Here is a 12,048-nt window from a genome sequence, read left to right on the forward strand (position 1 = left end):
CGCTATGGCGATTTTTAATACTTGACTTTTTTTAAGCCGTATCCCTTGGCTGATGTTTTTCCTTTCTTTCCTTTTCCTGATAGTTAATATCCTTTCCTTGCGTGGCACTCTTGTTTATAGCCTGCTCTTTTTTACTTTGTTTTTCCTGTTCCAAATTTTTTTCGTTCTTTTCCATAATTTCTATATTTTTTGTTGAAGTGATAAATTACACAACAATTGGCAGGCAATCAAATTTTTAGAACGGAATTAACACTTAGCGTCCCACGTCCTTAAGCAGCCAATCCTCTATTTCCACATCATCGTCCTTTGTGTGGAGCACCGCAATATCACCGGTACATTCAAAGATGACCGCTCTAACTTGCGAAAGTTCGAGTACGTTTGCCTCCCGCAATTTGGAGCGAAGATCGGCTTTGGTGACGCGGGCCTTTTTCAAATTTTCGTGAAGTATCTCTTCCCCGTCCATCAAAAGCATCGGTTGGTTGTCTATTAATTTCTGAACAATGCTAAAACGTCTCAGCATGGCCGCCGAAATCTGTAGCAAATATACCGCAGCCAGACCCACAGCGCCCTGCAATAAGCTAACGGACTTGGACAAGATGGTCGTGGCGATTACGGACCCTATTGCAACCGTCATCGCAAAGTCAAAACTGCTCATTTTTGAAAAACTTCGTTTGCCAGCCAGTCGGGTAAATAGAATTGTGGCGATGTAAATTCCGATTGCCGTTAAAACAATAGCAATTAGGGAGGTGGTGGATGCTTCAAACCATTTTATCATTTTGGTAATTTTTTTTAATTAAAAGTATTTATTTATCTGTTGAATTTATAATATTCCAAATAAGGATGGGGCGTTTTATTGATGGAATGCACAATTGCGTCCATTCCCATAACGCTGAAGGTAATGCCATTTCCGCCAAAACCTAATATATAATGTTCATTCTTTTTAGGCTCCGGTTTTCCGAAATATGGCAGACCATCCTTTGTCTCTCCAAATGTGCCCGCCCAAGAGTAATCCATCACAAAAGGGATGTCCGGGAAACATTTATTAAAACTTTTTACAAGTTCCTTTTCCTTTTTGGGGAGCAGGGCATCGCGCCGTGCAGCATTTTTGAACTCGCGATCGCCACCGCCCATTACAATCCGCCCGTCGTCGGTACTTCTGAAATATAAATAAGGGGAATCTGTATTCCAATAAATTCTCTTTTCAAAAGCTTTCGGAATTTTTTCAAAGGCTTCCGATGCCAGGGCAAAGGTGCTTTTCAAATCCACAATATCTTCCTTGAGCGTTTCGGTACTTTCGTATCCAGTGCAATGCAACACATCAGCTACTTCAATAGAAAAGCCAGTCTTCGTTTTGGCAATTAATTTGTCGTCTTTTAATTTTATTTCCTCAATTTCAGTTCGGTCGTAAATTTTCAAACTTTTATCTGTGCAATATTCCAAGAGTGCATTCGCCAGTTTGTACACGTCCATTACGGCTCCGGATTTTGATTCAATAGCGGCATACGCTTTCAGCCCCAATGTTTCCAATTCATCCTTTGTAAGCCATTTCACTTTAAAACCGTGATTTTTTCTTGCTTCAAATTCATCTTTTAGAAAAGGGATATCTTTTTTAGAGGATGCAAAATAGACGCTGTATCTTTCCTCAAAACCGCAATCTACCTTTATTGCGCTTATGATTTTTTTCAAATCGGTTATAGCCTTTTCACAATTTTGATAACTTGAAACCGCACAAGTTAGGCCCACCTGCTCTATCAGTTTATGCAAGGGCACGTCAATTTCATATTGCAACATACTGGTACTCGCAGCGGTGCTACCGTTACAGACGTCCCTGCGGTCTACCATTATCACTTTTTTTCCTTCCTCAATAAGTTTATAGGCCATTAGCGCTCCCGTAATTCCGGCACCAATAATTAAAATTTCTGAAGAAATAGATTGCTTAAGCGAAGGATAGCTCTGCGGCAAGGCATTGCGGATAAGCCAAAATGGCTCGTTAGAACGTACGTCCATAATTTTTTATTGAAAGTTAGGCATTATGCGCATTCCTACCCTTTGCTTTAGTATTTATTTATAATTCGGAAATGACGCAAACATTCTTAAAAAAGATTAACAACTTTCGTTAAACACTTCTCAATTGTGAAAATGATAAGAGACAGGCCCCGCGAAGAAAAGTATCTTTAGTAAAAATTTAAAACGAAAAACTATGAAAACTACACACGAAAAAGCAAAGGAGCACAACCACGATAAGCTGGTTGATAATTTACAGGAGCTTTTGGAAAAAAATTATGACGCCGAGAAAGGTTTTACCAAGGCAATGAAAGACGCAAAAAACAATAATTTAAAAAAGTTTTTACAACAACAAGCTTTACAGCGCAATAGATTTGCAACTGAGCTTGATCAACAAATTAGAAACCTAAATGAAACACCTAAAGAAAGCGGAAGCTTTACCGGCGACCTGCACAGAACTTGGATAGACATTAAAAGTGCAATTGCCGGAAATACAGACGAAGCGGTACTCGAGGAGTGCATTCGCGGCGAAAAGGCAAGTTGGAACGAATATGAAGAAAAATTAAAAGAACAAAATTTTCCTCCACATATTTCAACTGTTCTTCAAAAACAGGCGTCTGAAATACACAACACCTTGAATAGTGTAAAAACATTGGAAGATCTTGCCGATGATTAATTATTAATCAACTTTTTGAAAAAGAAAAATGGTAAGCAAAAAGCCCTGGAATTTATTCCCAGGGCTTTTCAATTTGACAAAAGTTTGTTTTATTAGTTCTTGACAAACTTTTTACTAACCACTACGCTATTTCCATCTAATATTGTGAGGTTATAAACACCTTCACTAAGGTAATTTACGTCAATTGTATTATCAATATTAATTGCACCGCTTGAAACAACACGCCCAAGCATGTCTGTAATCGTTACAGAATATTGACTTAAATCTATTCTGGCAGCATTAATGTTAATCCTTTCGGTAGCAGGATTTGGAAAAATGGCGAATTGGGTAGAATCAAATTCATTCACACTTAATGGTACTGATGGGAGTGCCAACAATGCACCACCAGCTGGACTAGCAACATATAGCCCAAAAGCTGGACCATTTGAATTTTGTGAAGGGTCTAAAAAACCTGATGCCAACACCGTAAGTGCAGCTCCGTCAAGGCCCAAAGTTGCCAATGGAGCTTGATATCGTGCAACAGTTACTGTACCAGTTTCATCTGTAATGTCAAGCACATAGTCTGCTGTTGGAAGTTCTAAATAGCCTTGAAATTCTGTATATGAAATATTATCAACAACAGTCCCTGCGCCAAGACCGGTTTCAACCACATCTACTGTTGGGGCATCGGTAGAACCATGGTGTACCAGTACATCTACATTGGCAGGGTCTGAAGCCATTTCCCGCGCCATTGGAAAAACTTGCAAACTGAGTGGCGGAGCAGGGCTATAACCTGTTGAGCTAACTATTCCGTCGGCTACGACGATATACTTTTCATTGGCTGTAAGGGTAACGGGAATGGTCAGTAGGACATCTCCAACGCCGGTACTATTGCCAGGGGCAATCCCGATGTTTATTTCAACCCCCGCAGGAAGGTCCAAAAATGGCGTTGCGGTTCTAAAGGCGAAATCGTCTAATGCCAAATCAGAGTTTATATAAACATCTACTTCTGCTGCAGCCGCATCGGCTGAGTTGTGTATCACTTGTACACGGGCTGTTTGGGCAAACGAATTGCCGGTAAAAAGGACAATTGCAAAAATTAGTAATACTTTTTTCAAAATATATAGTTTTTAGTTCGGTTCTAAACTAATAAATAATATATTTTGTTTAATCTTTTTTCTAAAAAGTTTAACAAAATGATTTTAGATATTGATTTACAACAATTTATATCATAGGTTAAAAAATTGAAATTTTAAAAAATCAACTCGAAACTTCAACCAAGCATAATGAAAAAAGCTCCCAACTTATGGTTGAGAGCTTCCTAATAAACAATATTTTAAAAAATCTATGAAACGGGAATACCAGCGTTTTTAATAGCCGCAAAGCCGCCGGCTACGTTCACTACATTGTGAATGCCCCTACTTTTTAAGATGGAAGCGGCAATTACGGAGCGATAGCCGCCCGCACAATACAGATAGCACTTACCGTTATCGGGAAACGCACTTACATATTCATTTAAAAACCCCAATGGCGCGTGGGCCGCGCAAGAAATGCGACCATTGGCGTACTCCCCGTCATTGCGGACGTCAAATACCGGAATATTGTTTTCCAACTTTTCCTTGAATGTTTCCGCATCAACAGAGTCTAAGGTATCTACTTCTTTGCCAGCTTCTTTCCAGGCGTCTATGCCTCCCTGCAAATAACCCAGCGTCCTGTCAAAACCTACTCTGGATAATCTGGTAACAGCCTCCTCTTCCCTTCCCGGAGGAACTACCAACAATATTTTTTGTTCCACATCTGCGAGCAACGCTCCCACCCAAGGTGCAAAACCTCCATCCAGGCCAATAAAAATGGAGCGTGGAATGTGGCCATCAATAAAGTCAATCTGATTGCGGACATCCAAAACCACAGCGCTGGTGTCATTGGCCATTCTTTCAAAAGCCTCAGGGTCCAAAGGCGTTGTTCCCTGTGCAATTACGTCATCAAAAGCGGTATAGCCTTCTCGGTTCATTTTTACGTTCATGGGAAAATACAATGGTGGCGGGGCCAAGCCATCGGTAACTTCCTTTATAAATTCCTCTCGTGTCATATCGGCGCGTAGAGCATAGTTCATTTTCTTTTGATTGCCCAAAGTGTCCACGGTTTCCTTCATCATATTCTTTCCACAGGCAGAACCGGCGCCGTGTGCCGGATATACAATTACGTCATCCGCCAGAGGCATGATTTTATTGCGAAGACTATCAAACAGAATACCCGCAAGGTCTTCCTGTGTTATTTCATTACCCTTTTGGGCAAGGTCCGGACGGCCCACATCTCCCAGAAAAAGTGTGTCGCCACTAAAAATAGCGTAATCCTTTCCGTTTTCATCCTTCAGCAAATACGTGGTGCTTTCCATAGTGTGCCCAGGCGTGTGGAGGGCGGTAATGGTTACCTTTCCCAATTTGTAAACCTCCTCATCCTTGGCCAAAACTGCATCGAACGACGGATTGGCATGTGGGCCATAAACAATAGGCGCACCGGTTTGCTGCGAAAGCGATAAGTGTCCACTCACAAAATCTGCATGAAAGTGGGTCTCAAATATGTATTTGATTTTTGCATTATCTCTTGCGGCACGTTCCAAGTAAGGCTTGGTTTCTCGCAAAGGGTCTATAATAGCGGCCTCACCGGCACTTTCAATGTAGTAAGCGCCTTGCGATAGGCAACCTGTATAAATTTGTTCAACCTTCATTTTTTCCTTTTTTCACAAATATAAGGATAGTATTTTCCAAATTATAGATGAAAATATCCAAAGTATCATTTTTCACATAAATTTTGCATTATGGCTTAGAACTTATTTTATCTTTACCCGTCAACTTAATAGTGTATAATATGAAAAAAATAATCTTGGTTATGGTTTCGCTGTTTGTCCTTTCCTGCGCTACGGAAAACAAACAAGAAGATGTAGTTCGCGAATTGGCAAAAAAAGATGCCATTGAAAAATTACAATTGCCCGAGGGCACAAAGTTCAGCGATGAAAATATTGAAGTAACAGAAACAAAAGCCGAATCGGGTACGCTGGGCGTAACCTATCTGGTGAAAGTAACCATAAAGTCGCAAGACCGGGAAGGCAATGAAGTAATAAAAACCCATACCTTCAACTATAAAAAAACAGGAGAAAGTGGTTCAAACGCTTCTGATTACGAACTAACCTCCTTTGAATAATCTTCCATTATTACCTTATGAAAATTCTATTTATTGCTATTTTTTCGGCATTGTCCTTTTCTTGCAATTCCGCCCAGAAAACAATCAATCCCAAAGAAAAAAATGTTGAATATGCCAATTCCATTACCGCACAGGATTTAAAAAAACACCTGTATATCTATGCCAGTGATGAAATGGAAGGCCGGATGACCGGTACCAAAGGCCAAAAAAAGGCGGCTGAATACATTCGCGATTTTTACAAAAAGGAAGGAATCGCCGCTGCTCCGGGAACCACTGATTATTTTCAGGAAGTTCCTGAAAGCTATTTCGCAGGAAAAAGAGAGCCACGGTCTTCTGAAAATGTAATCGCTTTTATAAAAGGCTCAGAAAAACCTGAAGAAATAATAGTGATTTCTGCACATTTGGACCATGTGGGCATGGACAATGAAGGAAATGTATTTAATGGAGCCGACGACGATGGCAGCGGCACCGTTGCTATTATGGAAATAGCCCAAGCCTTTCAAAAAGCCGTAAAAGATGGCAAGGGCCCCAAGCGCTCCATTTTGTTTCTTCACGTTACGGGAGAAGAAATCGGCCTTTATGGCTCGCGTTATTATACCGAAAATCCGCTGTTCCCGTTGGAAAACACCGTGTGCAACCTCAATATAGATATGATTGGCAGGATTGACCCCGAAAAAAAGGAGAATCCAAATTACATCTATTTAATAGGAAGCAATAAAATAAGTCAGGAACTGCAGGACATTTCCGCGGAAGTGAATGAGAAATACACCCAATTGGAGTTGGATTACAAATATGACGACCCCGACGACCCGAACCGCTTCTATTACCGAAGTGACCATTATAACTTTGCGAAAAACAACGTTCCCATTATTTTTTACTTCAATGGCGTACACGAAGATTACCACAAAATAACGGACACGCCCGATAAGATAGAGTATGATTTGATGGCCGAGCGCGCGAAGCTCATATTTTTGACCGCTTGGGAAGTCGCCAACCGCGAAAACAGAATTATAATTGATTAAAGAAGGAAATTACAACAATCGATAAACAAAAAAATCCTCCCCAAAAAAGGGAGGATTTTTATTTTCGGGTGGAAGACCGGGTTCGAACCGGCGACCTCCTGAACCACAATCAGGCGCTCTAACCAGCTGAGCTACAACCACCATTTATTGTGCATTAAAACACAACTTCGCTAAGCGGACGCAAATATAAATCAATTATAACGGTTGCGCAATACTCTTTTTGAAGAAAATTAAATTAAATCGAAAATTGAATTTACCGCAGGATATCTTTCCGTTGTAAAACCTTCGCCGTATTCTGTACCAATAAGTCTTCCCAAATCCTGTGCTCGGTATGTTATACTATCCCTAAAATTGGTTGAGGAGATTGGCGTTTCTGGTTCATCGGCTTCCTTTTGGTGAAATTGACTTTTATAGGCAAAAACCGTTTCCAATTTTTTCTCCAAAAAACCCGTTACATCTACAACAAAATCCGGCTCAATGTTTTTCCATTGAATGTAATGGTAAACGTGCTTTGGCCGCCAAGCTTTTTGATGGTTGCTTTCATAAATAGTTTCAATTTTTTGCAAACCACTTAAAAAGCAGGCATCGCTGGCAAGTTTACTCGCCTTGCCGTGGTCAATGTGCCTATCGTCAATGGCATTGCAAAGCACTACCTCGGGTTGATATTTTCTGATTATTTTAATGATTTCAAGCTGCGAGGCAGCATTGTTTACCAAAAAACCATCGGAAAATTCAAGGTTGTGCCGAAACTTAACTCCCAAAATTTTTGCCGCGTCGGCAGCTTCCTTGTCGCGGATTTTAGCGGTGCCACGGGTACCAAGTTCGCCGCGGGTAAGGTCTAAAATTCCTACCGTTTTTCCGTTGCTAATTTCTTTTGCCAAAGTGGCAGCACAACCCAATTCTACATCATCGGGGTGTGCGCCAATGGCGAGTATATCAATCTTCATAAAAAGTTTAAAGTTTATATGTTTATGGGTTTATAAGTTCAAAAAGCTGTCTGCGAGGGCGGCTATCTATTTAATTTAAACTATATTTTTCCTTGAAACCTTTTCGAAAGCGCCTTCCAAATCGGCAATTATATCTTCCGTTTCCTCAATTCCCACAGAAAAACGCAGCAAGCCATCGCTGATGTTCTGGCGCTTCCGTTCCTCCGCAGAAAGTAGGGCGTGAGATGTTTGTGCAGGCGAAAGAATGGTAGATTCCACTCCCGCCAAGCTCATGGACGGTTTAATCATCTTCAATCCTTTTAAAAATTCATCCACATTCAAATATTCACTTATTTCAAAAGACAGCATTCCCGTGTAACCGCTCATCTGTTTTTTTGCAAGTCCGTGGTCTGGATGGGTTTTCAATCCGGGATAATACACTTTTTCAACCAAGGGGTGGCCGTCGAGCCACTTCGCCATTTTTTTGGCGTTTTTGTTTTGGGCCCTAACGCGGAGTACCATGGTTTTCATACTGCGTTCCAAAAGCCAAACCGTATAATCACTCAAGCTTCCTCCAAGGTTTTTTGCGAGGTTCCAGATTATTTTTATGTGTTCTTCACTTGCCGCAACCGCTCCTGCCAAAATATCGCTGTGGCCGCCCATATATTTCGTGGCGCTGTGCATCATAATATCTATGCCGAAATCGGCAGGGGTTTGGTTTACCGGCGAAGCAAACGTATTGTCAATCATCGTAATTAGACCGTGCTGTTTTGCCAATTTTGAAATCATTTCCAAATCGGTAATTCGCATCAGTGGATTGGAAGGGGTTTCCACAAAAAGGACTTTGGTGTTCTTTTGAATTTTTTCAGAAAAATCCGCTTCCGAAAAACCTTCGGCAAAGGAATATTCTATCCCGAATTTATGGAATTCCTCTACCACAAAATTATAAGTGCCTCCGTACAGAGTTTGCGGCAAGACAACGTGGTCGCCTTTGTGCAAAAAAGCCAGCATCGTAGTACTCACGGCGGCCATGCCACTTCCGAAGATTAGCCCCGCCTCACACTTTTCGAGCCTTGCTATTTTCCTGCAAAGCGCTTCCTGATTTGGAGTGTTAAAATAGCGCGGATACCGCTTAACCTCCACATCTTCATACGCGTAGCTGCTGGACATAAACAATGGCGAAACTGCGCCCTTGAATTGCTCGTCCTTCACCTCGCCAATGTGGGTGCAGATGGTGTTGAGGCCTAATTTTTCGGATTTCATGATGATTTTTATTTTTTCGATGACTAAGGTATAAATTATATTTTAGACCGTTCGTAATAATGAAGCCGTGCCATTGTTTTTTTCTATATTTATGCAATGAATAAAATTTTTATTTTGCTTCTTGTCTTTACGCTCGGTTTCTCCGCAAATGGTCAAGTTGCCATACCCGGAACCGACCTTAGTATAAAAATGGTAAAAGCGCGAAAAATCGGCGTGCTTTCGGTTCAATTTGGCGGTACCTATCTAATAAACTCGGGAAAGGATAACAAAAGAGTACAAATTCGCCTTAAAGTAAGGTCAGAAAATGGAGAGGAAACACTTTTTGATCCAAACAAGCTTTCCCTTGTGAGCCACGAATATAAAGCTCGCTTCAGTGTTTCAGAGGTTTATTTTGCCACTTTTTTCCGGTCAAAAGGTTTTCAAATGTTGACTACAAATAATACCGAGAAACCAATTTTTGCAAAGTATGATCCCTCCGTTCCGAATACTTTTAATGATTTTTCGATGACGGGTTTTAAGGATTGCCCCATAGATCTTAATTTTGGAACCAATAGAAAACCGATAACCCACACCATCTATTTCCGTCCAAACACCATTGACAAAAATGTACTCGATGTATTTTTTGTAGTTCCAAATGGATTGACCAGTGGGGAGATATACTTTGGCAACACTTTAATTTCAGAAATAAATATACGTCCATGAAACTACTGCTCACCCATATAAAAGAATTGCTCCAAGTGCGCGAAAACTGTCCTGAAAAGTTAAGCGGAAAAGAAATGAAGAAACTCCCAACCCTCAAAAACGCTTGGGTTTTTATAAACCACGGCGTGATAGAAGATTACGGAACTATGGATAAAATGGGGCCGCATCAAGGTTTTAAGACGTTGGATTGCAGCGGAAAAATAGTGATGCCCGCTTGGTGCGACAGCCACAGCCATATTGTTTACGCCGGCAATCGGGAGCAGGAATTTGTGGACAGAATCAACGGTTTGAGCTATCAGGAAATCGCCGAAAAAGGCGGTGGAATCGTGAACAGCGCAAAAAAACTGCAAAAAACCTCGGAAGAGGATTTGTACCATCAATCTGCGGCGCGACTTGAAGAAGTGATGCGGCTCGGCACTGGCGCCATCGAAATTAAAAGCGGGTACGGACTTACAACCGAAGCGGAAATGAAAATGCTTCGCGTGGCTAAAAAACTTGCCGAAGAATACCCCATAACCATCAAAACTACTTTTTTGGGCGCTCACGCCATTCCCACGGAATACAAAGGCAACAAAGACGGTTATTTGGATTTACTCTGCAACGAAATGCTGCCAAAAGTTGCTGAAGAAAAGCTCGCCGAATATGTGGATATTTTCTGCGAAGAGGGTTATTTTTCTGTCAATGATATGGAACGAATTCTTTCGGAAGGAAAGAAATACAACCTAATTCCAAAAGTTCACGTCAATCAATTTAATAGCATTGGAGGCATTGCTTCGGCAGTAAAACACAATGCGCTAAGCGTAGATCATTTGGAAGTTATGACCGATCAAGATATTGAAGATTTAAAAAATTGCGACACTATGCCGGTGGCGCTTCCCTCCTGCTCCTACTTTTTGGGTATTCCCTACGCTCCCGGACGAAAAATGATTGATGCAGGCTTGCCATTGGCACTTGCAACAGATTATAATCCCGGTTCCACACCCAGTGGAAATATGAATTTTGTGGTAGCAACTGCCTGTATAAAAATGCGATTGACCCCCGAAGAAGCCATAAATGCCGCAACCATAAACGGCGCTTACGCGATGGGCCTCAGTAACACCCACGGCAGTATTACCAAAGGAAAAATGGCAAATCTCATTATCACAAAACCAGTTCCGTCGTATGGTTATTTGCCGTACGCCTTCGGCAGCAATCTGATTGATTCCGTAATTATTAATGGTAAAGAAGTGTAATGGGATTTTTGAAAATTTATTCTGAAAAAAATGTAGCTTCAACTATAAAAAAGCGGGCTGGAGAAACCAAGTTTGGCGAAAAAGTAGCCTTTGTTGAAAAGCTTGAAGACCTAAAAAACCATCCCGCAAAATACGTGCTTTTAGGAATTCCCGAAGACATTGGCGTTCGCGCTAATTTTGGAAATCCCGGCACATCAAAAGCTTGGAACGCCGCTTTGGGAAGCCTTTTAAATATTCAGCACAATCATTTAACCGATGCCGAAAACGTGATTCTTTTGGGTGAAATTGACTGCGACACCCAAATGAAGCAGGCTGAAAGTATTTCAAAAGAAGAAAATCATTATGCCGAAGAACTGGGCGAACTCGTTACCCAAATAGACCATAAAGTTGCGGAAGTTGTAAAAGCGATTGTTGCGGCTGGTAAGTTCCCGATAATCATTGGTGGCGGCCACAACAACAGTTTTGGAAATTTGAAAGGCACTTCGGAAGGTTTAGAAAAAGCTCTCAATTGCATCAACTTTGATGCGCATACGGATTTTCGAACTTTGGAACATCGCCACAGTGGCAACGGGTTTTCGTATGCTTTTGAGGATGGGTTTTTGGAGAAATACTTCATTTTTGGACTTCACAGAAATTATACTTCCGAAGCGGTTTTTAATTCAATGGATAAAAATTCGCACAGAGTCAATTTCAATCTTTTTGAAGATATTTCAGTGAAACATAAACTAACTTTTTCCGAAGGATTAAAAGATGCCAAAAATTTCTGCTGCAATGAAAATTTTGGAATTGAATTGGATATGGACGCCATAGAATTTATGGGAAGCAGTGCTATTACTCCCAGCGGATTTACTTTGACCGAGGCCCGACAATTTGTTTCTTATTTTTCAAAAATTGAGAATGCTAAATATCTTCATATTTGTGAAGGATCGCCATCTGCTGGGATTTTTTCGGATCAAGTGGGCAAAGCGATTGCCTATTTGGTGAGCGATACTTTGGCGAAATAGAGTTTAAATTTTTAGCCGTAAAGTTTTCATTTCGAATTG

Annotated in this window: 12 protein-coding genes, 1 tRNA gene and 1 pseudogene; 6 read left to right on the forward strand and 8 right to left on the reverse strand. The window is 41.0% G+C overall.

All coding sequences use genetic code 11. The annotated features are described in order from the left end of the window. Window positions 1-31 precede the first annotated feature (31 nt). The 3 genes and pseudogenes from LS48_RS15475 to LS48_RS02275 all read right to left on the reverse strand — a co-directional run. Entirely contained in the window at window positions 32-175 is a 144-nt protein-coding gene (locus tag LS48_RS15475) for a hypothetical protein (protein ID WP_193392782.1), read from the reverse strand. Between the two features lie 78 nt (window positions 176-253). Further along, entirely contained in the window at window positions 254-775 is a 522-nt protein-coding gene (locus LS48_RS02270) for a DUF421 domain-containing protein (RefSeq protein WP_062619536.1), read from the reverse strand. A 167-nt stretch (window positions 776-942) separates the two neighbouring features. Then, window positions 943-2,007 (reverse strand): annotated as a pseudogene (locus LS48_RS02275) (NAD(P)/FAD-dependent oxidoreductase); the annotation flags it as partial. A 193-nt stretch (window positions 2,008-2,200) separates the two neighbouring features. Between LS48_RS02275 and LS48_RS02280 the strand changes: the two are divergent. Then, window positions 2,201-2,680 carry a ferritin-like domain-containing protein gene (locus tag LS48_RS02280; protein ID WP_062619539.1) on the forward strand — a complete coding sequence of 160 codons (480 nt, stop codon included), beginning with the start codon at window positions 2,201-2,203 and terminating at the stop codon, window positions 2,678-2,680. 92 nt (window positions 2,681-2,772) lie between these two features. On the opposite strand, the gene LS48_RS02285 is transcribed toward LS48_RS02280, so the two are convergent. After that, window positions 2,773-3,777 (reverse strand): T9SS type A sorting domain-containing protein, encoded by a 1,005-nt coding sequence (locus LS48_RS02285; protein ID WP_062619541.1) that lies wholly within the window; start codon window positions 3,775-3,777, stop codon window positions 2,773-2,775. A gap of 227 nt (window positions 3,778-4,004) precedes the next feature. Then, on the reverse strand, window positions 4,005-5,387 hold the full coding sequence (locus tag LS48_RS02290; protein ID WP_062619543.1) for an MBL fold metallo-hydrolase: 1,383 nt from the start codon (window positions 5,385-5,387) through the stop codon (window positions 4,005-4,007). Between the two features lie 140 nt (window positions 5,388-5,527). Between LS48_RS02290 and LS48_RS02295 the strand changes: the two genes are divergently transcribed. Both LS48_RS02295 and LS48_RS02300 read left to right on the forward strand, forming a co-directional pair. Further along, a complete protein-coding gene (locus LS48_RS02295) occupies window positions 5,528-5,860 on the forward strand; it encodes a hypothetical protein (protein WP_062619545.1) in 333 nt (110 codons plus the stop codon). A 17-nt stretch (window positions 5,861-5,877) separates the two neighbouring features. After that, window positions 5,878-6,882 carry a M28 family metallopeptidase gene (locus LS48_RS02300; RefSeq protein WP_062619546.1) on the forward strand — a complete coding sequence of 335 codons (1,005 nt, stop codon included), beginning with the start codon at window positions 5,878-5,880 and terminating at the stop codon, window positions 6,880-6,882. A gap of 66 nt (window positions 6,883-6,948) precedes the next feature. Here the strand turns inward: LS48_RS02300 and LS48_RS02305 are convergent. From LS48_RS02305 to LS48_RS02315, 3 genes are all read right to left on the reverse strand, one after another. Beyond that, window positions 6,949-7,024, reverse strand: a tRNA-His gene (locus tag LS48_RS02305). A gap of 88 nt (window positions 7,025-7,112) precedes the next feature. Continuing rightward, on the reverse strand, window positions 7,113-7,829 hold the full coding sequence (gene bshB1, locus LS48_RS02310) for a bacillithiol biosynthesis deacetylase BshB1 (protein ID WP_062619548.1): 717 nt from the start codon (window positions 7,827-7,829) through the stop codon (window positions 7,113-7,115). A 75-nt stretch (window positions 7,830-7,904) separates the two neighbouring features. Beyond that, window positions 7,905-9,071 (reverse strand): trans-sulfuration enzyme family protein, encoded by a 1,167-nt coding sequence (locus tag LS48_RS02315; RefSeq protein WP_062619549.1) that lies wholly within the window; start codon window positions 9,069-9,071, stop codon window positions 7,905-7,907. 96 nt (window positions 9,072-9,167) lie between these two features. On the opposite strand from LS48_RS02315, the gene LS48_RS02320 reads away from it, so the two are divergent. Genes LS48_RS02320 through LS48_RS02330 form a run of 3 tightly spaced genes read left to right on the forward strand, consistent with a single transcriptional unit; the run spans window position 9,168 to window position 12,009 of the window. Further along, window positions 9,168-9,773 (forward strand): hypothetical protein, encoded by a 606-nt coding sequence (locus LS48_RS02320; protein WP_062619550.1) that lies wholly within the window; start codon window positions 9,168-9,170, stop codon window positions 9,771-9,773. Beyond that, a complete protein-coding gene (gene hutI / locus LS48_RS02325) occupies window positions 9,770-11,005 on the forward strand; it encodes an imidazolonepropionase (RefSeq protein WP_062619551.1) in 1,236 nt (411 codons plus the stop codon). Before LS48_RS02320 ends, hutI begins: the two co-directional genes overlap by 4 nt. Beyond that, entirely contained in the window at window positions 11,005-12,009 is a 1,005-nt protein-coding gene (locus LS48_RS02330; RefSeq protein WP_062619552.1) for a formimidoylglutamase, read from the forward strand. The genes hutI and LS48_RS02330 overlap by 1 nt, the downstream gene beginning before the upstream one ends. Window positions 12,010-12,048: the final 39 nt, after the last annotated feature.

The organism is Aequorivita aquimaris (genome assembly GCF_001573155.1).
GTDB lineage: Bacteria > Bacteroidota > Bacteroidia > Flavobacteriales > Flavobacteriaceae > Aequorivita > Aequorivita aquimaris.